Source organism: Litorihabitans aurantiacus (assembly GCF_030161595.1).
In the GTDB taxonomy this organism is placed as follows: Bacteria; Actinomycetota; Actinomycetes; order Actinomycetales; family Beutenbergiaceae; genus Litorihabitans; species Litorihabitans aurantiacus.
Genome location: NZ_BSUM01000001.1, coordinates 624,369 through 646,801, shown reverse-complemented (window position 1 = coordinate 646,801; position 22,433 = coordinate 624,369). Strand labels below are relative to the sequence as shown.

General features: G+C 72.1%; 18 protein-coding genes and 2 pseudogenes. 6 read left to right on the top strand and 14 right to left on the bottom strand.

Translation table 11 applies throughout. The annotated features are described in order from the left end of the window. Positions 1 to 27 precede the first annotated feature (27 nt). The gene (locus tag QQK22_RS03030) at positions 28 to 915 is read left to right on the top strand and encodes an LGFP repeat-containing protein (protein WP_284249285.1); all 888 of its coding nucleotides are present in this window, start codon (positions 28 to 30) and stop codon (positions 913 to 915) included. A 71-nt stretch (positions 916 to 986) separates the two neighbouring features. Here the strand turns inward: QQK22_RS03030 and QQK22_RS03025 are convergent, their stop codons facing one another. From QQK22_RS03025 to QQK22_RS19135, 6 genes and pseudogenes are all read right to left on the bottom strand, one after another. Then, positions 987 to 2,006, bottom strand: a complete 1,020-nt coding sequence (locus tag QQK22_RS03025; protein WP_284249283.1) for an NAD-dependent epimerase/dehydratase family protein — start codon at positions 2,004 to 2,006, stop codon at positions 987 to 989. Continuing rightward, a complete protein-coding gene (locus QQK22_RS03020) occupies positions 1,996 to 2,997 on the bottom strand; it encodes a glycosyltransferase (protein WP_284249282.1) in 1,002 nt (333 codons plus the stop codon). Before QQK22_RS03020 ends, QQK22_RS03025 begins: the two co-directional genes overlap by 11 nt. A 71-nt stretch (positions 2,998 to 3,068) precedes the next feature. Beyond that, positions 3,069 to 4,433, bottom strand: a complete 1,365-nt coding sequence (locus QQK22_RS03015) for a hypothetical protein (protein WP_284249281.1) — start codon at positions 4,431 to 4,433, stop codon at positions 3,069 to 3,071. Positions 4,434 to 4,489: 56 nt separating this feature from the next. After that, positions 4,490 to 5,119: a hypothetical protein gene (locus QQK22_RS03010; protein ID WP_284249280.1), complete on the bottom strand. Its 630-nt coding sequence runs from the start codon at positions 5,117 to 5,119 to the stop codon at positions 4,490 to 4,492. Beyond that, positions 5,112 to 5,393, bottom strand: coding sequence for a hypothetical protein (locus tag QQK22_RS03005; protein WP_284249279.1), 282 nt, complete (start codon positions 5,391 to 5,393; stop codon positions 5,112 to 5,114). The genes QQK22_RS03010 and QQK22_RS03005 overlap by 8 nt, the downstream gene beginning before the upstream one ends. 98 nt (positions 5,394 to 5,491) lie before the next feature. Next, positions 5,492 to 5,974 (bottom strand): annotated as a pseudogene (locus QQK22_RS19135) (LGFP repeat-containing protein); the annotation flags it as partial. 144 nt (positions 5,975 to 6,118) lie between these two features. On the opposite strand from QQK22_RS19135, the gene QQK22_RS03000 reads away from it, so the two are divergent. Further along, the gene (locus QQK22_RS03000; protein WP_284249278.1) at positions 6,119 to 8,914 is read left to right on the top strand and encodes a GtrA family protein; all 2,796 of its coding nucleotides are present in this window, start codon (positions 6,119 to 6,121) and stop codon (positions 8,912 to 8,914) included. 88 nt (positions 8,915 to 9,002) lie between these two features. Here QQK22_RS03000 and QQK22_RS02995 read toward each other — a convergent pair whose 3' ends face one another. The 5 genes and pseudogenes from QQK22_RS02995 to glf all read right to left on the bottom strand — a co-directional run bounded on the left by QQK22_RS02995 (position 9,003) and on the right by glf (position 13,750). Beyond that, entirely contained in the window at positions 9,003 to 9,725 is a 723-nt protein-coding gene (locus QQK22_RS02995) for an ABC transporter ATP-binding protein (protein ID WP_284249276.1), read from the bottom strand. 1 nt (position 9,726) lies between these two features. Then, on the bottom strand, positions 9,727 to 10,614 hold the full coding sequence (locus QQK22_RS02990) for an ABC transporter permease (protein ID WP_284249275.1): 888 nt from the start codon (positions 10,612 to 10,614) through the stop codon (positions 9,727 to 9,729). Further along, a complete protein-coding gene (locus tag QQK22_RS02985) occupies positions 10,607 to 12,340 on the bottom strand; it encodes a glycosyltransferase (protein WP_284249274.1) in 1,734 nt (577 codons plus the stop codon). The genes QQK22_RS02990 and QQK22_RS02985 overlap by 8 nt, the downstream gene beginning before the upstream one ends. Positions 12,341 to 12,381: 41 nt before the next feature. Continuing rightward, positions 12,382 to 12,591 (bottom strand): hypothetical protein, encoded by a 210-nt coding sequence (locus tag QQK22_RS02980; RefSeq protein ID WP_284249272.1) that lies wholly within the window; start codon positions 12,589 to 12,591, stop codon positions 12,382 to 12,384. After that, positions 12,588 to 13,750 (bottom strand): annotated as a pseudogene (gene glf / locus QQK22_RS02975) (UDP-galactopyranose mutase). The gene QQK22_RS02980 and the pseudogene glf overlap by 4 nt, the downstream one beginning before the upstream one ends. 151 nt (positions 13,751 to 13,901) lie before the next feature. Here glf and QQK22_RS02970 point away from each other — a divergent pair. Beyond that, the gene (locus tag QQK22_RS02970; RefSeq protein WP_284249271.1) at positions 13,902 to 16,013 is read left to right on the top strand and encodes an acyltransferase family protein; all 2,112 of its coding nucleotides are present in this window, start codon (positions 13,902 to 13,904) and stop codon (positions 16,011 to 16,013) included. 40 nt (positions 16,014 to 16,053) lie between these two features. Here the strand turns inward: QQK22_RS02970 and QQK22_RS02965 are convergent, their stop codons facing one another. Continuing rightward, positions 16,054 to 16,881: a glycosyltransferase gene (locus QQK22_RS02965; RefSeq protein ID WP_284249270.1), complete on the bottom strand. Its 828-nt coding sequence runs from the start codon at positions 16,879 to 16,881 to the stop codon at positions 16,054 to 16,056. Further along, a complete protein-coding gene (locus QQK22_RS02960; RefSeq protein ID WP_284249269.1) occupies positions 16,874 to 17,836 on the bottom strand; it encodes a glycosyltransferase in 963 nt (320 codons plus the stop codon). Before QQK22_RS02960 ends, QQK22_RS02965 begins: the two co-directional genes overlap by 8 nt. A gap of 132 nt (positions 17,837 to 17,968) precedes the next feature. On the opposite strand from QQK22_RS02960, the gene QQK22_RS02955 reads away from it, so the two are divergent. From QQK22_RS02955 to QQK22_RS02945, 3 genes are all read left to right on the top strand, one after another. Further along, on the top strand, positions 17,969 to 19,258 hold the full coding sequence (locus QQK22_RS02955; RefSeq protein ID WP_284249268.1) for an LCP family protein: 1,290 nt from the start codon (positions 17,969 to 17,971) through the stop codon (positions 19,256 to 19,258). 110 nt (positions 19,259 to 19,368) lie between these two features. Continuing rightward, a complete protein-coding gene (locus QQK22_RS02950; protein WP_284249267.1) occupies positions 19,369 to 20,757 on the top strand; it encodes an LCP family protein in 1,389 nt (462 codons plus the stop codon). Next, positions 20,754 to 21,170, top strand: coding sequence for a CoA-binding protein (locus QQK22_RS02945; RefSeq protein WP_284249266.1), 417 nt, complete (start codon positions 20,754 to 20,756; stop codon positions 21,168 to 21,170). Before QQK22_RS02950 ends, QQK22_RS02945 begins: the two co-directional genes overlap by 4 nt. A 13-nt stretch (positions 21,171 to 21,183) precedes the next feature. Here the strand turns inward: QQK22_RS02945 and manA are convergent, their stop codons facing one another. Continuing rightward, a complete protein-coding gene (gene manA, locus QQK22_RS02940) occupies positions 21,184 to 22,380 on the bottom strand; it encodes a mannose-6-phosphate isomerase, class I (protein WP_284249265.1) in 1,197 nt (398 codons plus the stop codon). Positions 22,381 to 22,433: the final 53 nt, after the last annotated feature.

Sequence of the window (22,433 nt, the reverse complement as noted above, 5' to 3'; positions counted from 1 at the left end):
TCAATCGCCCTGACCGAGGAGAAGTACGTGAACACCACCACCGTGGCCCGGAACGTCCGGCGCCGCCTGGTGACGGCACTCGCCGCCGTCGCCATCGCCCTGGGGGTCGGCGCCGTCGCCGCCCCCGCCGCCACCGCCGCCCCGTCGGGGTGGTGGACCTGGGATGCCCCCGGGTGGGGCTGGGAGAAGACCCGCTGGGAGGGTGTCTGGTACACCTCGCCCTACGGCCAGCACCTCGTGCCCGACAACTTCCACGAGTTCGACGACGAGCACGCCGCGTACGGGGGTGGAGGCGGTCGACTCGGCTACCCCACGTCCGGCGTGCGTCAGCAGACGTGGGGGCCGATCTCGGCAGGTGGCTACTGGCAGACGTTCGAGCGCGGGACGATCTACGGCAGCTTCGAGGGAACCCACACGCTCCTGAACGGCAGCGGCATCACGCAGCACTTCAACCGCATCGGCGGCGGTTCGAGTGCGGTCGGTTATCCCGCTGCTCCCGAGGTCCAGGAGGCGCCGGGCTGGTGGTATCGCGAGTTCTCGAACGGTTACGTGTTCGCCAGCCGCAACGGTGTGCACGCCGTCGCCGGCCAGCTCGCCACCGAGCACAAGTACCAGGGCGGCGGCAGCGGGCTCGGCTATCCCACCGCTCCCCGCCGTCAGGACGCGCCCGGCTTCGGGTATCAGACCTTCGAGCGCGGAGTCGTCTACTGCACGCCTTACACGCAGAGCCGCGAGAATTGCAAGACCGTCAGGGGAGGATTCCTTCGCCTTCACGCCCAGTACGGCGGGGGCACCGGCCGGCTCGGCTACCCGACGGGCAACCAGTTCTACTACAGCGGGGACGGGTCCTGGAACCAGAGTTTCGAGCGCGGATTCGTCGAGATCTTCAACAACGGACGCGTGCGTATCTCCTGATCGACTCGTCGGTGGTGCTCGCCTCGCCAGTCGGGCACCACCGACAACCGCCCCCGCTCGAGCGGCCTCCGTCAGCGGTCGAGGACGCCGGCGCGGAACTGCGCACCGATGTCCTCGTTCACGCGGTCGATCCCGTTGATGAGGGTGACGAGGGGCTGCTGGTCGATCTCCGGCAGCACGACCGAGCGCAGCCTCAGGTCGCGCGCCTGCTGCCGGGCGTACGGGGACGCCGCCAGCACCACCGGCACGCGCCGCTTGAACAGCCGCCTCATGTCGGCGATGAGCGCGCCGATCGATGCGGCACGGCCCGACGCGATGATTTTCACAACCGCAGCACCCACGACCGCGCCACCCGCGTCCGCGTCACCCTTCGATGCCTCGTCCGCAGCGACCGGCGGCATCGCAGAGGTCCCCGACCGGGGCGACGCAGCGTCCCCCAGGTCGGCGCACAGCCTCGCGGCGTCGTCGACGAAGATGTAGTCGCGCAACGTGTCGAGCGACACGTACACGTTGATCGGCCGAGCGGTGTGGTGCGCCAGGCACAGCTGCGAGATCAGGCCCTGCGGTTTCGCGAGGTCCTGGCCGGGACCGTAGATGTTCGCCAGCCGACCGATCGCCACCCCGATTCCGGCGTCGGCCAGCGACGACACCATCGCCTCCGCCCGCAGCTTCGCGTGACCGTACGGCGCCAGGGGCGCGGGGGTCGTGAGCTCGGTGAACGGCGGCTCCTGCGACCCGGCGAAGACACCACCGGCCGACGAGCTGTAGAACAGCGTCCGCCGTCGTGCCGAGGCCCCGCCCACGATGCGGCGGACGTCGTCGACGAATCGCTCGAGCGTGCGCAGCTCGGCGTCCAGGACGTGCTGGGGCGTGGCGGTCACGCCCGCCCCCGCGCACCACCACACGGCGACGTCGTCGGAGGCGGTCGCGACCAGTCGCTCAAGCGCCCGCGCCAGCTCCTCCCCCGCCGCTTCCTCGTCCGACCAGGGGACGGAAACCGTGGCGACGTCGTCACCGCGCCCGCGCAGCTCGGCGACGAGCGACCGGCCGAGCAGTCCGCGGGAGCCGACGACGAGGGAGCTACGAGTCACGGCGTCGCGCGGCACGGCTCAGCGGTCCCACACCGGGGTCGCTCGTGATGAGGTACAGCGGTTTGCCCATCGCCATGTTGACCGCGACACCGACGTACTCGGCGACGATCCCGAGGAAGAACAGGAGCAGACCGGAGACGACCAGGAGCACGACCATCAGCGACGTCCAGCCCTCGGGCAGCTCGCCCGTGACGATCTGCCGGACCGCGAAGCCGAGCGCCACGAGCACCCCCAGCAGGGCCAGCGCCACACCGGTACCCGTGACGAATCGCAGCCCGCGCGTGCCGCTCGTCAGGACCATCCGCCAGAAGTGCGCCACGAGACGCTTGAGCGAGTACCCCGAGGCACGGTCCTCGGTGCGCAGCGTGGCCGGCGCCGTCGCGACCTCGCCCGCGACCCACCCGAGCGCGACGTCGAGGTAGACCCCGGAGCCCGCGTATGCGGCGACCGAGCGGCCGATCTCCCCGAGGACGAGCCGGAAGCTGTGGTACTGGCGGGCCTCGCGAGATCCGACGAGCAGATCGAGGACGCGCTTCGACCCGCGCGACGCGATGTTGCGCAGCGCGCCGTGCGGCGCCTCGTTCGTGGGCGCCGCGTAGACGACGGTGGCTCGCTGCGCCAGGGCGACGTCGAGGAACCCGGCCATGTCGGCCGGGTCGTACTGCCCGTCCTCGTCCAGGGTCACGATCCAGTCGCCACCCGAGGAGGCCATGCCGGCGAGGGTGGCCGGGTGCTGCCCGAAGTTGCGGGAGAGCCAGACCGGACGAACGTAGGAGTACTGCTCGGACAGCTCGTGGATGACCCTGGCGGAGTCGTCGGGTCCGTGGTCGTGGACGAGGAAGACCTCGGTGACGACGGCCTCGTTGCCCTGCGGCGTCGTGAAGACGGTCGTGTAGGGGTCGAGCTCCGCCAACAGCGTGGGAAGGGTCGTCTCTCCCCGGTACACGGGGACGACCACGGACAGCGCGTGCGGTGCAGGCTTCGGATCCACCCTGGGAGTCTAGGGGCGCGGCCCGGAGCGACGCGTCAGCCGCGCCGCCGTCGACGGACGGGAGCGGACGCCTACCGGAACGTGACGTCCTGGCAGGACAGCAGGACGCCGGGCGCGCCGGCGTCGTCCCCCACGAGGACGCACACCCGACGGGACCCCGCCTGGGCGGTCACATTCGCCGAGAAGCCGACCCGATCGGTGCGGCCGGGCGCGGGACGGTCCGCCACGGTCTCGGTGACACGGTCGTCCACGACGACTCGGACGGTCACGGGTGCCGACGAGTCGGGGTCGAGCGCCCACCCGGACACGGTCGCGCGCCCGCCCTGCTCCACACGGATCGGATCGACCGCACCCACCGGCTGGGCCAGCACGGTCACGTCGCGGCACCCGAGCGGCGCGTTGGCTCCGCCACCCGGGGCGATGGCGACCAGACAGACCCGGCGCAGACCCGGGGGCGCGGAGACGTCGTGCGCCACGGCGTAGCTGCGGCTGGAGCCGTGGCCCTCGGGAGCCCCGGGACGGTCGGCCCGGACGTCGGTGGCGGCGCCGTCGACCAGGACGCGGACGTCGACCGGGTTCGGGGTGCCCCGGTCGAGAGCCCACCCCTGGACGCGCACACGGTTCGGCCCGGACTGCACCACCGAGGTCAGGCTGCCGGCGAGGCCTCCGGCCTGCGGCCCGCCGAACCAGTCGTTGAAGAAGAGGTAGAAGTTGCGGTTGCCGTAGGCCGAGCACGCGTCACCGGTGCCGTAGCCCGCGCGGAGGGCGGCCGCGTTGGGCTGGTACGGCGTGTAGTTGTACAGACCGGCCGTGGCGTCGTTGCGGATGAAGACGCTCGATCCCCCGCACCCGAGGGACGCGTTCGGGTGGTAGCCGATGAAGTTCTCCCGGCCGGCGCGGTAGGAGTAGTTCGTCGGGTGCGCCCGGTAGCGCTGGAACTGCCGGGCCGCGTTGTAGGTCTGGTTCGCGAACCCGAAGTACTGGGTCTGGCACGGTGCCCCGTCCGGGCACCCGAAGCCCAGGGCGATGTCGTAGGTCCGGGCCGACCCCGCCGTCGTGCGCGTGACGAGGGTCTGCTCCTTCTGGAGGGTCACCAGCAGCACCTGGGGGTTGATGCGGCACGAGGCCGCGACCTTCGCGATGATCGTGGCGGCGGACTCGTCGCTCGCCCCGCGGTACCCGCCCGGGCAGTACTGGTCGGCCGTGCGGTCGTTCGTGGTCTGCCGGTAGCTGCGCAGGCAGGCGGTCCCGTCGGCGTTCGGACGGCACGACGCTCCGCGGGCGTCGAGGAACCGCTGGATGTCCGCCGCGGTCATCGTTCCCGGGTTGTAGAAGACCTCGTCGCTGATGATGTAGCCCGGGTCGAACCCGCTGAGGTCGGCCCGTGCGGGCGGGGCCGCGAGCGCGGACACGATCCCGATGATCGCGACGATCATCCACGCACCACTCGCACGCCGTCGGACCCTGGCCGCCGACGATGCCGCGACCGCGGTCACGAGGCCCTGACCTCGAACGTCGGGCTCGTACCGTCGGACGTCGCCGACTCGTAGTGCAGCAGCGCCTGCCACGGACCCGGCCCGGCCTCACCGGCCGGCACGGCGACCTCGCCGCACGACGTCGTGGAGGCGTCGGGCGACGACGCCGAGGACGAGCTGGACGTGGTGCCGTCCGCGGCGGTGAGGTCGAGGACGCACCGGCCACCCTCCTCCAGGATCTGCGCGTACCCGCTCGCACCGGGGTCACCGGCGTCCGTCAGGCCCGACCACGCGACGACGACCGTGACCTGGGCGGTCGACGGCGCTGGAGGATCCGTGGGTGAGGGCGACGGCGGGGTCGGCTCGTCGGTCGGGTCCGGCGCGGGGTCGTCGGACCCCGTGGCCGACGGGTCCGGGGTCGCCGTCGGGGAGGACGAGCCCTCCGGCGCGGTCGGTTCGGAGGTCGGACCGTCGGTGCCGCCGGTCCCGCCGGCGCCGTCGGTCGGGGCGGTGGTGCTCAGCGACGGCGACGCGTCGGTCACGGTCGGCTCGGACGGATCGGCCGGGGCCGGTGACGTGCAGGCGGACACGAGCAGGCCGGTCGCGCAGAGCGCGGTGAGGACCAGCCCCCGTCGACGCTCAGCCACACGAGCCCCCGACCGCGCAGACGGTCGCGCCGTAGCCGTTGACGTAGATCGAGGCGCGCTCGAAGTGCTGGATCCACTCGCGCGGGGACGACCAGGCGACGAGCTCCTCACCGATCGGGTACCCGACCGAGCCGCTCCCACCGCCCGCGCTCGCGTGCGCGGCGACGAAACCCCCGCGGACCTGAGCGCTCGACGCCGTGCCCCCGACCGTGCGCTCGTAGACGATCCCGCGCTCGAAACGCTGGTAGGCGTGCCCCGCCGCCTCGCGGACCATGGGCCCGACGGGATAGCCGAGACCGCCCGTCCCGCCCCCTGGGCCCGGTGGTAGGCGAGCACGTCGGTGCCCGCGCGACCGCTGGCGGGAACGGCGTGGGCGCCACGGGGGCTCGCGTAGACGACGCCCCCGGCGAACCGCTGGTAGAAGAAGGAGCCGTTGTCGGAGGCGACGTCGCCCAGCGGCGCCCCCAGCACGCCCGAGGACCCGCCCATCTGGGTGTGCACCCGGCCTATCGGGTCACCGTTCGTCTTGACGACCGCCACCGTCGTGCCGGTCACGTAGATCACGCCGCGCTCGAACTGCTGGTAGAAGGCAGACGGTGCCGTGCGCACCTCCTCCCCCACCGGGTAGCCGAGCCCACGTCCGCCACCCAGCGCCCGGTGCTTGGTGTCGAAGTAGGGGGCGCGCACCGTGTAGGTGCCCAGCGGGCTCGAGTACTCCGTGCCGGTGTCGACGGTGCGGTAGCGCCACCCCGACGTCTCGGTGATCCACGGCCCCGGCGCCGCGGAGGCGGGGAGCGGGGCGATCAGCAGCACCGCGATCAGGGCGACGACGAGTGCACGCAGGGCCTGGCGCATACGGGTTCCGATCGGTTCGGGGACCGGCGCCGGGTGACGCCCACGACGGTGACCTCACCCCCGCCCCCGGGGTTGGGCCATGCCCTACTGTAGAACGGTTGTCCTGGCGAGAGCGGCGTGCCGCCCCGACATGAATGAGGGTGCATGACCGCTCCACGCAAGGCCCGCGGCGAGGGGATCCGCTTCCTGACCGTGGGGGTGGCGAACACGGCCATCGACATGGGTCTGCTGTGGGTGCTCACGATGCAGGGCGTCGGGCTGATCCCGGCGAACCTCGCGTCCACCACCGCCGGCCTGATCTTCTCCTTCCTGGTCAACCGCCGGTTCACCTTCCGCTACCAGGGCTCGAAGCCCGCGTGGCGTCAGATCACCGAGTTCCTCGCGATCACCCTGGTCGGGCTGTGGGTCATCCAGCCCCCGATCATCCTCCTGGTCAGCGGGGTCGCCGAGGGCTGGGGCATCGAGGGGCAGCTCGCCCTGATGGCCGGCAAGGTGGCGGCCACCGGGGTGACCCTCGTGTGGAACTTCCTGCTCTACCGGTTCGTCGTCTTCCGAGAGAGGCCCGCCGCCGTCGTGACCCCGTCCACCACCCCCTCGCCGACGCCGGAGGGCGCTCCGCCGTCGACCGGTTCCGCCACGGAGCAGGCCCTGGACGCGACGCTGGCGCACGCGCCGGTGACCGCGCCCGCCGAGACCGTCGATCCCCCCGAGCCGGGCGACGGCGTCGCACCGGCCGCCGGACCTCGGGCCGGCCGGTGGGGGTGGCTGCAGGAGTCGTCGATCGCGATCGGCGCCGGCGCCGTGTTCGCGGCGGTCGTGGTGCTCGCCTACCGCCTCGTCAACCCGGACTACTTCCACACGGACGACGCCCTGAACGAGTTCCTCCCGAACTCGGCGGAGACCGCGCGCATGCTCGCCGAGGGCCAGCTGCCCGTCCTGACGGCCCGCGCGATCAGCGGGGGCAACCTGCTGGTCGACTTCGGACGCGGGCCCTTCCACCCCCAGAACCTGCTCCTGAACCTCGCCTGGGTCACGGACAACCCCCACCGGGTCGGTCTGATCTGGGCCTTCGTGCTGCTCCTGGGCATGTTCACGGGGTCGTACCTGCTCGCGCGCGCGGGTGTCCGGCTGAACCGCCGGGGATCGCTGCTCGTCGCCGTCGTGGTCACGAGCTCGCCGATGTTCATCGCGCTGTTCGTCCCCGCGTGGTGGAACAACGGGCTGGGGATCATCGGGTGGGTCTGGGCGACGGCGGCGCTCCTGTGGGCGTGGCACGCGCCACGCCCGGGGCGCCTCCTCCTTCTCGGGGCGACCACCTGGGCCCTGTTCGCGACGGGATGGCCCCCGTCGTACCTCGCGTTCGCGCTGACGGCGGTGCTCGCCGCCGTCGCCTCCTGGCTCGGCGCCTCGGGAACGTTCTGGGCGCGTGCCCGGACGAGCGTGTGGCTCGCCGTCACGGTGGCTCTCGGGGCTCTCGCGGCGCTGCCGCTGGTGTCCGAGTACTTCTACCTGGGCGACTACCTGCTCCGGGCGGACCAGACGCACAACATCGACAACTTCCTCACCCCCTCGCTCTCGCAGCTCCTCGGCCTCGCCAACCCGGTCGGCGGCGACTTCATGCAGACGTTCTGGGGATACGAGTGGCTCGCCATCCCCATCGGCTTCTCCTCGCTCCTCGTGGTGGTCGCCCTGCTGTTCACGCGGCACGACGCGACCCTGTGGCGCACCGACCGCCTGCTGCAGCTCATGGCCGTGAACGCCGGCGTCCTGTACCTGATGACCCAGCTGCCGGCTCAGCTCGGCCCCACCCGGTGGTCTTTCCGCTACCTCCCCTACGCGCTCGTGCTGGTCGCGGCGCTGACCGTGTACTACCTCGCGCGGACCGAGCGGACGTGGAGCCGCGGCCGCTTCGCCGTCCTCGCGGTCGGCGCCACGGTGGTGGCGCTGTGGAGCTCCTGGCGGGTGGAGGAGCCGGAGCTCGACGTCCTGCACTCGTTCCGGCTGCCCCTGACCTTCGCGGTCGGGACGATCGTGATCTTCTGGCTGTACGCCAACCCCGCTCGGCGCCGGACGCTGCACGCCGCGCTGGTGACCTTCGGTCTCGTGCTGCTCTGGTTCCAGATTCCCGCGCGCGGTGCCTTCTTCGCGACGGACGATCGCGTGCCCGACCCCGCGGTGGGCGCCGAGCTGGCGGCCGAGACCGAGGGCGGGTTCCTCCTCGACGCCGTTTCGGCGCTGCACCCGAACGAGTGGGCGCCGGGATACGACTCCTCGCGCTACCTGCTGGCCGGTGTCCAGGTGGTGAACGGCTACGACCCCGTCGGTCAGCTCTCGTTCTCCTCGTTCATGCACCAGAGCACCCACGGTCGGCTCTACCCCGATGTGATCGACATCGTCGGGGAGCCTGCGCCCGCACCCTTCGACGAGTCGTGCTGGCTCGACGCGTACCGCACCACGGGAGTCCTCACCGACGCCGATCCCGACGGCGGCCGGCACGCCGCACTCGAGGCCTGCAGCTTCTCCGAGGTCAGCACGCGCGGCGAGACCACGCTCTTCACGACGGAGCGGGACTTCGACGACCCGCGGTCCACGGTCTCCCTCGCGACACCGGGTGTGGAGATCACCGGCGACCGTCTCGTCACGGACCGCGTCGAGCGCGTCACCGTGGACAACCCCACGAGCGAGGCGGGCGCCGTCGCCTTCGCACGGATGTGGTGGCCGGGCTACACCGCCACCCTCGACGGTGAACGGCTCGCCGTGACGGACGTCGACGGCGTGCTCGTCCAGGTCGAGGTCCCGGCCGGCGCATCGGGTGAGATCGAGCTGTCCTACACGCCCGTGACGTGGTCGATCGCCTGGCCCACCTCGGCCGTGGCGGTGCTCGGGCTGCTCGCGACCGCGTGGTTCGCCCACCGCGGCCGGACCCGCGCCACCGCCTGAGACGAGAGCGCCGCCCCACCCGGCAGGGTGGGGCGGCGCTCTGCTCGAGGCACCAGGCGACCGGAGCACCCGCCCCGGACACCGACTGCTAGGACCGCATCCGAGCGACGACGTCCGCCGGGTCGCCGTCCATCACGAGGTGGCCACCCTCGAGGAGCACACCGCGCGTGCAGAGCTTCGCGACCATGTCGAGGTCGTGGCTCACGATGACCAGCGTGCGTCCCTCGCTCCGGAGCTGCTTGATCCGCGTGAGGCACTTCTTCTGGAACGGCTCGTCGCCGACGGCGAGGATCTCGTCGACGAGGAAGACGTCGGGATCCGTGTGGACGGCCACGGAGAACGCGAGGCGCAGGAACATCCCCGAGGAGTAGAACTTCACCTCGGTGTCGATGAACTGCTCGATCTCCGAGAACGCGACGATCTCGTCGAAGGCCGCCGAGATGCGCGCCTCGCTCATCCCGAGGATCGCGCCGTTGAGGTAGACGTTCTCCCGACCGGTGAGGTCCGGGTGGAAGCCTGCCCCGACCTCGATCAGGCCGGCGACGCGGCCGCGCACCCCGATGACACCCTCGTCGGGCGTCAGCACCCCCGAGATGCACTTCAGGAGCGTGGACTTGCCCGAACCGTTGAAGCCGAGGAGGCCGACCGTCTCGCCCTCGGTCACGCGGAGGTCGACGTCGGACAGCGCGGTGAAGGTGTCCCGCGGGGCGGTCTTCCGCCGCACGGCGCGCGACGCCATCTCCTTCAGGGAGTGGACGTGCTTGAGGCTGAAGTGCTTGCTCACGCCGTCGACGGCGATGACGTCCTGCATGTCAGAGCTCCTGTGCGAAGTTGCGGGAGAGCCGCTTGAAGACGAGGTCGCCGATCACGAGGAGGACGACGCTGAACCCGAGGGCCAGGACGCCACGCACCATCACGTCGTCGACGAGGGCCGAGGTCTGCAGCTCGGGCGTCGTCACCGGCCACCAGAAGGCCCGGTGGAAGAGCTCGACCGCGATCGTCAGGGGGTTGGCCTCGTAGATCGTCATGATCAGGCTGTCCGCCCCGAACACCACCCGGACGCGGTCGAGCGGGTAGAGGACGGGTGAGAACCAGACCGCGACCATCAGGATGAGGTCGACGATGTTCTCGACGTCCCGGTAGGCGACGTTGATCGCGCCGAAGATCAGTCCGAGGCCCAGTGCCAGCGTCAGCACGATGGCCGACCCGAGGAGCGCCGCCGCCACCTCCCACGGTCCCGGTCGCCACCCCACGACACCGGCCCCGACCATCAGGACGATGAGCTGCGGGACGAAGTGGACGAGCGCGACGAGCACCGACGAGGCCGGGAAGAGCTGTCTCGGGAGGTAGATCTTGTTGACCAGCGCGCCGTTCTGGATGACGGCCCGGGTCGCGTTCCCGAGGATCTCGGAGTACAGGTTGATGACGACGATGCCGCTGAAGAGGTAGACGGCGAAGGGCGGGATCGTCCTGGCGAGCTCCAGGAAGTTGCCCATCACGAAGTAGAAGACGACGAACTGGACGCCCGGCTTCACGTAGGACCACGCGAGACCGAGGAACGAGGCCTGGTAGCGGACGCGGAGCTCCTTGCGCACCAGGAGCTTGAGCAGGTAGCCGTGGTTCAGGACGTCGACCATGCCCCGCCCCTGGCCCGGCCGACGCATCCCGGCCGCGAGAGCCGCCGGGGCGCGATCAGTCATCGTCGTCGACGGTGTTGGCCTCGAAGGTCCTCGCCCACTGCTCGGTCGAGACGAAGTCGGGCATCGCGCGGCGGTAGCGCTTCAGGAGCTGCGGCCAGCGCGTGGCGAGCTCCTGGTGCAGCCGGACGCTGCGCGCGAGGTAGCTGCGGAACAGCTCGGGGTCGCGCACGTACATGGAGGCGCCCGTGCCGTCGGCCGAGGTCACGACGGCGGAGTCGACGTGACCCAGACGCCACCACTTCGCCGCCGTGGCCTCCACCAGCGCCTCCGGGACCTCCTTCGTCCTGGCGTCGACGGGCCGGAGCTGCCGCAGGACGCCGGCCGCCGCCGAGGCGACGAACCCGAGACGTCCGCGCGGCGGCTCGGGCTCCCGCCCCTTGCGCGGCAGCCGCACCGGGACGGGGTCCGGGAAGGCGTCGGAGGTGCGCTTGACGAGAGCGTCCGGGTGCTCGGCCCGCATCGAGCGGATCTTCCCCAGCTGGGTGCCGAGCGACTCGTGGAGGTGGTCGGGACCCGAGAGCAGGTCCTCCAGTGCCATTAGCCGCAGCTCGACAGCGGAGTACTGCAGCGAGAGCAGGTGCTTCACGTCGACGTTGAAGCTCTGCCGCAGCAGGGCTCCCCCACGCGGGTACGGCGAGTGCAGCAGGGCGGCGAGCCAGCGGTTGCGCTGGTGGTAGTAGGCCTGCCAGTCGATGCCGTCGTCCTTGTCCGTCCACGGCACGTGCCAGACGGCGGAGCCCGGGAGCGAGACGGTCGGGAAGCCCGCCTTCCGGGCGCGGAGGGCGTACTCGGAGTCGTCCCACTTGATGAAGACGGGCAGGGACAGCCCCACCTCCTTGATGACCTCGACGGGGATGAGGCACATCCACCACCCGTTGTAGTCGACGTCGACCCGTCGGTGCAGCCAGGGCGTCGTCCGCAGGGGGTGGGACCCGAAGTCGTGCGACCCCGTGTGCGGCGCTGCTCCCCACAGGAAGGTGTAGGGCTGCACCCGCTCCCCGAAGGCGTGGAGGAGTGACTTGTCGTACATCGAGAACATGTGGCCGCCCACGATGGTGGGCTTGCGGCAGAAGTCGGCGAACGTCGCCGCGCGGACGATGCCCTCGGGCTCCGACACCACGTCGTCGTCGAGAAGAAGGAGGTAGTCGCTGGTACCCGCCCGGACCGTCTCCAGCATGCTGCGGGAGAAGCCGCCGGAGCCGCCGAGGTTGCCCTGGCGCACCAGGACCAGACGGTCACCCAGTGCCTCCTTGGCGCGGACGTAGTCGTCCTTCTCGCTGACGAGCTGCGTGCCCTGGTCGACGACGTAGACCTTGTCGACGACGCTCGAGAGGAGCTCGTCGTCGGCGAACGACGCGAGCTGGGCCGCGCAGTAGTCGGGCCGGTTGAACGTGGTGATACCGATCGAGGTCCTGCCCTCGCGCCGGGCGTGGCGCTCGTCGACGCTCCAGCTGGCGTACCGCATCCGGGTGACGCTCTTGCCGGCCTGCAGCTCGAACCAGTACCAGCCACCGTCGCCGAACGGTGCGAGCGGGAGGTCGAAGACGTGGTCGCCCGCATCGGCCTCGAGGAACTTGACCCGCTGGGCGACCCCGCGCGCGTTCGACTTGTAGACCGTGATCGTCGCCGCGGCGTCGATCCCGACCGAGAGCCGCACGCTGTCCGCGCTGGTCCACCGCCGCCAGTACGAGGCCGGGAAGGCGTTGAAGTAGGTGGCGAACGACACCCGGCTACCCCGCCGCAGCGAGAGCTCGTGACGACCGCTGATCACGCTCGTGTCGACGTCGCCCGCCGCGGTCTGCAGGAGGACCTGGGGGTCTCGCTGAAGGCCTCGACGTTGCCGCGCGCCAGCGTGAAGTCGACGTAGAGCGGCATGACGTCGGGGTCGGCGTCGAGCGGCAGGACCACGCGGGAGACGACCCGGAAGGTCTGCTGGTCCTTCGGGGCGGTGTCGACCGCCGTCGCCGGGGCGCTCACGCGTCGACCCCCGCGAAGAGGGCGTCGAGCTTGTTGTCGACGGTGCTGAGGGCCGCGCCGATCGCCATGTGCATGTCGAGGTACTGATAGGTGCCCAGGCGGCCACCGAAGAAGACCTCCGGCTCGCCCTCGGTCAGGCCGCGGTAGGTCAGCAGCCGCTCGCGGTCCGCCGCGGTGTTCACCGGATAGTACGGCTCGTCGCTGCGCTCGGCGAAGCGCGAGAACTCGCGCATGATCACCGTCTTGTCGTTCGGGTAGTCGCGCTCGGGGTGGAAGTGGCGGAACTCGTGGATGCGCGTGTACGGCACACCCGCGTCCGGGTAGTTCATGACGGAGGTGCCCTGGAAGTCCCCGACCGGGAGCACCTCCTGCTCGAAGTCGAGTGTGCGCCACGAGAGCTCGCCCTCGGCGTAGTCGAAGTAGCGGTCGACCGGACCGGTGTAGACGACCGGCACCTGGCCGACGACGGCCTGCTTGTTGATCGGCTGCGAGGCGTCGAAGAAGTCCGTGTCGAGCTGCACCGTGATGTTCGGGTGGTCGGCCATCCGCTCGAGCCACGCGGTGTAGCCGTCGACAGGCAGACCCTCGTACGTGTCGTTGAAGTAGCGGTTGTCGTAGGTGTAGCGGACCGGGAGTCGCGAGATGATCGACGCGGGAAGCTCCTTGGGGTCCGTCTGCCACTGCTTCGCGGTGTACTCGCGGATGAACGCCTCGTACAGCGGGCGGCCGATGAGGTTCACACCCTGCTCGTCGAGGTTCTCCGGGGTCTTCCCCCGAGCTCGGCGGCCTGCTCCTTGATGAGGGCACGTGCGGCATCGGGGCCGTGAGCGCTGCGGAAGAACTGGTTGATGGTGCCGAGGTTGATCGGCATCGGGTAGACCTCGCCCTTGTGGGAGGTGTACACCCGGTGGACGTAGGAGGTGAACGCCGTGAACCGGTTGACGTACTCCCAGACACGCTCGTTGGAGGTGTGGAACAGGTGGGCACCGTACTGGTGCACCTCGATCCCCGTCTCGGGCTCGTTCGCGCTGTAGGCGTTGCCCCCGATGTGCGAGCGACGGTCGATCACGAGCACCTTGATGCCGCGCTCCGTCGCCAGACGCTCCGCCACGGTCAGGCCGTAGAAGCCCGAACCCACCACAACCAGATCTGCGTTCACGATGTTCCCTCGCTCGACGTCAACTCCCCGAGGCTACCGGCACCGACGGACCTGGTCGGGCAGGCCACGACCGCCGCGTCGCGCGACGGTCGTGGCGGTGCGGAGCACCGTGGTTGAATCGATCGGCCCCGCACCCCACCCGATTGCCGCCTTGAACACGATCACGACGCCGACCTCGACGCCCGCACCCGGCCGTTCGGCCACCACGAGGTGGCGGACGGACCTCGAGGGACTGCGCGTCGTCGCGATCCTCCTCGTGGCGGGCTACCACGTGTGGGGTGACCGGGTCTCCGGCGGGGTCGACGTCTTCCTGATGCTCTCGGGCTTCCTCGTCGGCGGCGGCCTCTGGCGCGGGTTCGCGCGGGGTGACGGCGTACGGCTGCGCACCTACCTCGTGAAGCACGCCCGCCGCCTGCTGCCCGCCTCGGTCACGGTGCTCCTCGTCACGCTCGCGGCAGTCACCGTGATCCTCCCGGTGACGCGGTGGCGTGCCGGCGCCGAGCAGACGCTCGCCTCGCTGCTGTACGTGGAGAACTGGTGGCTGGCGACGACCGGCCAGGAGTACGGGTCCGCCAACCCCGACCAGAGCCCCTGGCAGCACTTCTGGTCCCTGTCGGTGCAGGGTCAGCTGTTCGTCGCCGTACCGCTGCTGATGCTGCTCACCTGGTGGTGCGTGCGCCGTCTCGCGCCGTCACGCCGGCTCCGCATCCTCGCGCTCGTGGTGGCGCTGACGACCCTGGCGTCGTTCGTGTTCGCCCTCGTCCTCACGGCGATCGACCAGCCGGTCGCCTACGTCCACACCCTGGCCCGCGCGTGGGAGTTCCTCCTCGGCATGGTGCTCGCGATGGCGCTCACACGCTGGAACCCCCGCGGACCCGCGCTGCAGGTTCTCGGCTGGGTCGGTCTCGCCGCACTCCTGCTGACGGGGCTGCTGGTCGACGGCGGGAGCACCTTCCCCGGTCCGGCCACGCTGCTACCGGTGGGCGCCGCCGTCGCCGTCGTCGTCGCGGGGGCGGCCTCACCGCGGTCGGCGCTGCCCCGGATGCTGGGCGTGCGGCCCCTGGCCTACGCGGGGCGCTACGCGTACGCCTTCTACCTCTGGCACTGGCCCGTGCTCGTGCTGACGGTGGCGGTCCGGGAGCGTTCGGTCGGGTGGCTCGCGGGCGCCTGCGTCCTGCTCCTGTCGGCGGTGCTCGCGGTCCTGACGCACCACCTCGTCGAGGAGCCGCTGCGCACGGGGGCCTCGGTCCGCGACTCCGTCCCGGCCCGGTGGCGGCGGCTCCTGGCCGATCGTCGTCCGGGTGGGGCGCGGCGCGCCCTTCCTCCACGGCCCTCCCCCGTGGCGCGCCGTGCGACGGCGATCTCCGCCGCAGTCCTCGTCCTCGCCCTCCCGCTGACCTGGCTCGCGAGGGTCGAGGTGCTGCGCTCCGAGATCGACCTCACCCAGCTCGCCGACGTCGACACCTACCCCGGAGCCCTGTCGGTCACGGAACCCGAGGTCTTCGCGGAGTTCCCGGACGTGCCCTTCATCCCCGCGGTCGAGGCGATCCCCGACACCCAGGTGTTCGCCGACGGATGCGTCACCGGTGAGGGCGACGCGACCCTGCGACAGTGCGCCTACGGCGACCTCACCAGCCCCACGACCGTCGCGCTCGTCGGCGGCTCGCACTCCGAGCAGTGGTTCGCGGCGATGGTGCGGGTCGCGGAGGCTCTCGGGATGCGGCTGGTGCCGTACCTCAAGGTCGGCTGCCCGTTCATGGCGTCGTCGCAGGCGCCGACCTCGGACTGCGCCCGTTGGTTGGACGACCTCACGGACGAGCTCCTGGCGACCGGTCCCGAGTACATCGTCACCACGTCGACCCGTCCCGCAGGTGATGGCGAGGACTACGTCCCCCCGGCCTACCTCGAGGCGTTCGACGCGATCCCGACGTCGTCGCACATCGTCGCGATCCGTGACACCCCGTGGTTCGACTTCTCCATGTCCGACTGCGTCGCGTCCGTCACGGACACGGCCATGTGCGACGTCCTCCTCTACGACCGCATCTCGGTGGAGGATCCGACGCTGGACCTCTACCCCGACGGTGTCGAGTTCGTCGACATGAACGACGTCATCTGCCCGCAGGGCCTGTGCTCCGCGGTGCAGGGGAACCGACTCGTGTTCAGCGACGACAACCACATGACGGCCGTCTACGTCGAGACGCTGTCGTACGAGCTCGAACGACGCTTCTCCGTGGCGATGGCGCTGCGACAGGACGGCGGCTGACACGACTCCGCGTGCGACCCGCGACGGCGGTGCGGCCCGCCTACCGCCCCCCACGCGCGATCAGCGCCCGGTACGCCACCTTCCGCACCCGCTCGGGCACGAACCGGTACACCCCCCGCACCACGACGTTGCGCACGTACTGCACCGGTGTGGTGAACCCCACCCGGCGCATCGCCCGCTGCAGCGCCACCTCGGTGCGCCACTGCGCCCATCCCCCGCGCCGCGCGTAGGCGCCCTCCCCCACGCGATACCGCACGAGAGGTTCGACGACGTTGTCCACGCGCGCGCCCGCCTGCAGCATGCGCACGAACAGCCAGTAGTCCTCCATCAGACCCATCGGCACGTAACCGCCGGCCGAGGCGACCGCCGAGCGCCGGTAGACGACCGTCGGGTGGGAGAACGGGTCGTGGAACCGCGCGTATGACTCGATCGCCGCCTGCCCGGTGCGCGGCACGCGCGTCCCGACGACGACGTCCTCGTCGTCCGCGAACTCCTCCATCCCGGACCCGACGAGGTCGAGGCCCGCCTCCACCAGCGGCACCTGCAGCTCGAAGCGCCGCGGGAGCGAGACGTCGTCGGCGTCGATGCGTGCGACGATCTCGTGACTGCACCGGTCCAGACCGCGGGTGAGCGCCTGCGCGAGACCGACGTTGGTCGGCAGGACCACGCGCACCACCGGCACCGGGCTCGTGGACTCGAGCTCGTCGATCGCGGCCGCGAGCGCCGCACCCACCGGTCCGTCCTGCACCAGCACGACCTCGTCCGGCCGCCGCGTCTGCTCACCGACCGAGGACGCGAACGCCCGCGTCACGTGCGCGGGATCGTCCCCGCGGTACACGGGGATCAGCAGCGAGAACGCCTCAGCCACGCGCCGCCTCCGCCCGGGCCACCAGCGCCGTCGTCTCCCCCAGGTCCTCGAGCACGACGGCGGTGCGCCGCGGCCTCGTCAGCACGCCGTCGCGCAGGCCGCGCAGGAGGCACCGCACCAGGAGCCCCCGGCTGCCGGAGCGCGCCACGGTCCGGACCCAGCGCCGCAACGTCGAGGCGCCGTAGACGAGCTTCTCGCGGGGCGCCAGCGAGCGCGAGCGCGTGAAGAGCCACACCTTGTTGCGCACCTCGTGGAAGAACCGCGCCCCGGGGTCGACGTCGGTCGCGCCCAGGGCCTTCGTCTTGTGCACGACGACGCTGCTCGGCACGTGCACGCCCGTCCCGCCGCGGATGAGCCGGGTCGAGTACTCGAAGTCGTCGTTCCAGATGAAGTAGTCGGCCACCGGCAGCCCGTGGCGGCGCACGACGGCGGTGCGCGCCAGCATCGAGACGAACGAGGTGCTGCGCACGTCGAGACCGCCGGCGGCACGCGCGGCCCGGCGCCGCTCCGCCGTCGCGAACGGGTTCTCGCGCGGGGTGTTCATGGGGTGCTCACGACCGTCGGTCCAGATGACGCGGGATCCGGCGACGTCGGCGCCCGCGGCCTGTGCGACCCGGACGAGCTCCGCGAGCGCGGTCGCGGTCGGCACCGTGTCGTCGTCCATGAGCCAGACCCAGTCCGACTCCCCCGACGCTCCCGCCAGCGCGTGCGCCAGCCCGGCGGCGAACCCGCCGGCCCCGCCCGTGTTGCGCGTCAGCCGCACGAGGTCGACCTCGGGGTAGGACGCGGCGACCTGCGCGGAGTCGTCGTCGGAGGCGTTGTCGACCACGACCACGCGGGTCGGGCGCAGCGTCTGCCCACGCAACGCGTCGAGCACCTCCACCAGGAGGTCGCGGCGGTTCCAGGCGACGACGACGGCGCACACCTGCGCCCCCGGATCGGTCCTGTCACTCACGCCCCTCACCGTACCGGCGAACGCACGCCCGTCCTCGCGACGCCCGGCGGCCGGCGGCGTGCACCAACTCTTCACAGGAACCGCGCCCCGCCCCCGACCGCGCGGCCGCGCGGCCCCCTACGATCGGACGCGATGTCATCGTCACGCCGCCCCGCCGCGCGGGTCCCCCGTCACTCCCGACGCATCCGCCGCCACGGCGCGCTGCGGCTCGTGGCGACCGTCCTCGTCGGCGCCCTCACCTTCGTGGGCGGTGGCGCGTTCGCGGTGTACACCAACTTCGCCTCCAACGTCGGCGGCGGCCTCGACCTCGAGGCGATGCGCACCGAGGCACCGGTCCAGCCCGACCCCGAGGACGGTCCGACGACGGAGGCACCGCCCACCGACCCGCGCGCCGGCCAGGCCATCAACATCGTCCTCATCGGCTCGGACTCGCGCGACGGCGAGAACCTCGCGATCGGCGGCGGCGAGGAGGGCGGGGCGCGCTCCGACACCACCCTGCTGGTCCACGTGGCCGCCGACCGCAGCCGCGTCGAGGCCGTGTCGATCCCTCGTGACCTCCTGACCGCGATCCCCGCCTGCCCGCTGGACCAGGACAACCTCGAACGCACCTCCGGCCGCCAGTCCAGCGCCATGTTCAACTCGGCGTTCAGCACGGGTGCCGCCCAGGGCGACGTCCACCTGGGCGCCTATTGCACGGCCCTGACGGTCGAGGGCCTGACGGGCCTCACGGTGGACGAGTATGCCGTCGTCGACTTCGCCGGTTTCCAGCGCATGGTCGACACCATCGGCGGTGTGCCGATGTGCATCCCCGAGCCGATCGTCGACCCGCGCTCGGACCTCGACCTCGCGGCCGGCCAGCAGACGCTGGACGGGCAGCAGGCCCTGGGCCTCGCCCGCGCCCGCAAGATCGCGGGGAGCGACGGCAGCGACATCCAGCGCATCGACCGTCAGCAGGAGCTCCTGGCCGCGGTCGTGCGCCAGGTGCTGTCGAAGAACGTCGTGACAGACATCAAGCCGCTGCTGGACTTCCTCGACGCGGTCACCGACTCCCTGTCGGTCAGCTCCGGCCTCGCGAACCTGATGAACCTCGCCGGCCTCGCGACGTCGCTCGGTTCGGTCGGCGCCGGCGGCGTCACCTTCGTCACGATGCCGTTCGACTACGCCGGGGCCCGCGTGGTCGAGAACGGGCTGAGCGAGCAGCTGTGGGAGCGCCTGCGCAACGACGAGCCGATCGTGACCCCCGAACCCGAGCCCGAGCCGCCCGTTGTCGCCGACCCCGGTGCGCCGGAGACGCCGGTCGAGGGCGAGGGCGACCCCGGTGCGCAGCCGCCGGTCGAGGAGACGCCCGACCCCGAGCCCACCGAGACTCCGACGCAGGACCCGTGGACGGTCGTGCGCGGGACCGACGAGACGATCTGCTGACCACCGCCCGACGGCGCGGCGCGGCCACGGGCGCTCGAGCCCGCCCCTAACCTGACTGCAGCTCACGACCCGCAGGCACGACCGTGTCCGCGACCACCCGAGGAGACCCGATGACCGACGACGAGACTCCCCCGTCGTTCGAGCCGGGCAGCGGGCGCCGCATCCCGGACCGCCGTCCGGCGCCCTCCCAACCCGCGGCCCCGCCGTCGCCGGGTCCGCAGCGCCGACCGCTGCCGCGCTCCACGGGCCAGACCCCGGGCCGCGCCGGCGCCACCGCCCCCGCGCGACCGTCGCCGGGCCGGTCGACCCGCCCCGCGGCACCTCGCACCACCCCCGGCGCCGCGGCCGCGCGCGGTCCGCAGGCCCAGCCGCTCGAGGTCCGCCCCGGTTCCCGCACGTCCGGCGAGGTCGGCGCCACGCGCGCGATGCCGCTCGCCGGTGCGGCGGGCCTCTCCGCCTCTCCCGCCGGGCGCGGGAACGGGGGCTCCACGCACCCGCCGACCGACGACGGCCCCCGCACCCCCGCGGGCGGCGGACCGCGGCGCCCCTCCCGCGCCACGTTCCGCCGTCGCCGCCTCGTCCTCGTGGCGGTCGCGCTGGTGCTCCTGCTCGTGTGGCCCATCGGCCTCGTGGTCTGGGCGGACGGCCGCGTGCAGCACACCGAGGCGCTCTCGGACGCCGCGGGCACCCCCGGCCGGACCTACCTGCTGGCGGGCTCGGACTCGCGCAGCGACGGTGCGCTCGAGGGCGACACCACCCAGGGGTCCCGGACCGACACGATCATGCTCCTGACCGCCCCGGGTGACGGCACCGCCTCCCTCGTGTCGCTCCCGCGCGACACCCTCGTGGAGATCCCCGGCCACGGCCAGAACAAGCTGAACGCGGCCTACTCCTTCGGTGGCGCACCCCTGCTCGTGCAGACCGTCGAGGGACTCTCGGGACTGAAGGTGGACCACTACGTCGAGATCGGCATGGGCGGCGTCGAGTCGATCGTTGACGCCGTCGGCGGCGTCAACCTGTGCTGGGACTCCGACGTCGACGACGAGCTGTCCGGCATGGTCTGGACCGCCGGCTGCCACGACGTCGACGGGGCCCAGGCGCTCGCCTTCGCCCGCATGCGCTACTCCGACCCGACCGGCGACATCGGGCGCGGTCAGCGGCAGCAGCAGGTCATCCAGGCCGTCACGTCACAGCTGCGCGGCCCCTCGCTGCTCCTGCCGTGGGAGCAGGTGCCGCTGATCACCGCCGGCACCGACGCCCTCACGACGGACCCGGGCACCGGCGTCGTCGGCCTGGGTCGCATGGCCCTGACGTTCCGCAGCGCGACCGGCCCGGACGGCTTCCGCGGAACCCCGCCGATCGCCGATCCGGACCACCGCCCCGGCAACCTGGGCTCCACCGTGCTCCTGGACGAGGCGGCCGGTGCGCTGTTCTGGCAGCAGGTCACTGACGGCACGCTCCCGACGCAGGCCGAGCAGGAGGCGGGGGCTCAGGGGTGAACGACGACGCCGTCATCAGCCGCCTCCTGACGACCCCCGGTCGGTGGGCCGTCGTCGGCCTGTCGACGAATCGCGCCCGCGCCGCGCACGGCGTCGCCCGCACGATCCAGGGCCTGGGGATGACCATCGTCCCGGTGCACCCCGCGGCCGAGACCGTCCACGGCGCCGCGGGCGTCACCACGGTGGCCGAGGCCGCCCAGGGCGGCCCGCTCGACGTCGTCGACGTCTTCGTGAACGCGACGCGCGCGGGCGCGGTGGTCGACGACGCGATCGCCTCCGGCGCCCGCGCCGTGTGGCTGCAGCTCGGCGTGATCGACCACGCAGCGGCGGCCCGAGCCGCGCAGGCGGGCCTCGACGTCGTGATGGACCGCTGCCCGGCCATCGAGGCCGGACGGCTGGGCCTGCTGCGCTAGCGCCCCGCCGGCGTCACGGCACGCCGGCGCGCACCAGCCGACCGTGCCCGCGCACGACCGGGTCCTCGCCGTCGGAGAGAAAGACCGCGGCGCCGCGCACGAGCGGCTCCACCCGGTCCCCGTGGCACAGCTCGAGCTCGCCCTCGATCGCGAGCAGGATCCTCGGGCCGCCGCCGTCGATCGCCACCGGCTCGTCGGCGTCCGCCACCGTGATGACGGCGAGCTCGAAGTCCTCCACGGGCGCGTAGAAGACCTCGACGCCGGTGCGCGCGTGCTCGGGCGCCAGCCGGATCGGCGGCGCCGGACGCACGTCGACGATGTCGAGCAGCGCCCGGGCGTCGACGTGCTTGCGGGTGATGCCGGCGCGCACCACGTTGTCCGAGCTCGCCATCACCTCCACCCCGACGCCGGAGACGTAGGCGTGCACGGCGCCGGCAGGGACGAACATCGCCTCGCCCGGGCGCAGCGTGACGGGGTTCAGCAGCAGCGACGCCAGCACCCCGCGGTCCCCGGGGTGCTCCCGCGCGATCCGCAGCGCGATCTCGTCGGCGTGCAGCGACGGGCTGGTGCGGCTCGCGAGCCGCTCCTCGATCTGGGCGACGACGGCGGCCACGTCCGCGTCGCGGTCGCGCGCCCCGAGCAGCACGTACTCGAACGCCGAGCGCACCGCCTGCGCCGAGTGCCCGTAGCGCAGGCGCTCGATCGTCTTCTCGATGAGCGGGGCCTTCAGCCCGGTGAGGATCTCCACCGCCCGCCGCGGGGTGCGGAACCCGCTGAGCGCCTCGAACGTCTCCAGCGCGTAGAGCATCTCGGGCTTGTGGTTCGTGTCGCGGTAGGTGCGGTTGTCGGCGCCGGCCGCCACGCCGGCACGCTCCTCCCGGACCCACCCCAGCGCCGCCTGCTCGAGCGAGGGGTGCACCTGGAGCGACAGCGGCGAGACCGGGGCCACGAGCTTCAGCAGGAACGGCAGCTCGGGTCCGAAGCGCTCCACGACGTCGCGGCCCAGGAGACCCGCCGGATCGGTCGCCACGACCTGTGCCAGCGTGAGCGTCGGGAAGTCGCGGTGCTCCACGAGGCTGGAGCCCTGCGGGTGCGCCCCGAACCACGCCTCCGCCACGGCCCGACCGTCGGCCTCGCGCCCGATCAGCTCGGGGATCGCGGTCGGCGAGCCCCAGTCGTAGTGGCGCAGCGCAGGGGTGAGTCGGTACACGCGGTTCTCCCGGTGGCAGGGGCGGACGGTGCGAGCCTACGGTCACCTCGGCC

Bases quoted from the DNA above. Each gene is read 5' to 3' on its own strand.
- QQK22_RS03015 (WP_284249281.1), bottom strand. From the start codon at position 4,433: ATGATCGTCGCGATCATCGGGATCGTGTCCGCGCTCGCGGCCCCGCCC.
- QQK22_RS03005 (WP_284249279.1), bottom strand. From the start codon at position 5,393: ATGGTCCGCGAGGCGGCGGGGCACGCCTACCAGCGTTTCGAGCGCGGG.
- QQK22_RS03000 (WP_284249278.1), top strand. From the start codon at position 6,119: ATGACCGCTCCACGCAAGGCCCGCGGCGAGGGGATCCGCTTCCTGACC.
- QQK22_RS02995 (WP_284249276.1), bottom strand. From the start codon at position 9,725: ATGCAGGACGTCATCGCCGTCGACGGCGTGAGCAAGCACTTCAGCCTC.
- QQK22_RS02990 (WP_284249275.1), bottom strand. From the start codon at position 10,614: ATGACTGATCGCGCCCCGGCGGCTCTCGCGGCCGGGATGCGTCGGCCG.
- QQK22_RS02955 (WP_284249268.1), top strand. From the start codon at position 17,969: ATGTCATCGTCACGCCGCCCCGCCGCGCGGGTCCCCCGTCACTCCCGA.
- QQK22_RS02950 (WP_284249267.1), top strand. From the start codon at position 19,369: ATGACCGACGACGAGACTCCCCCGTCGTTCGAGCCGGGCAGCGGGCGC.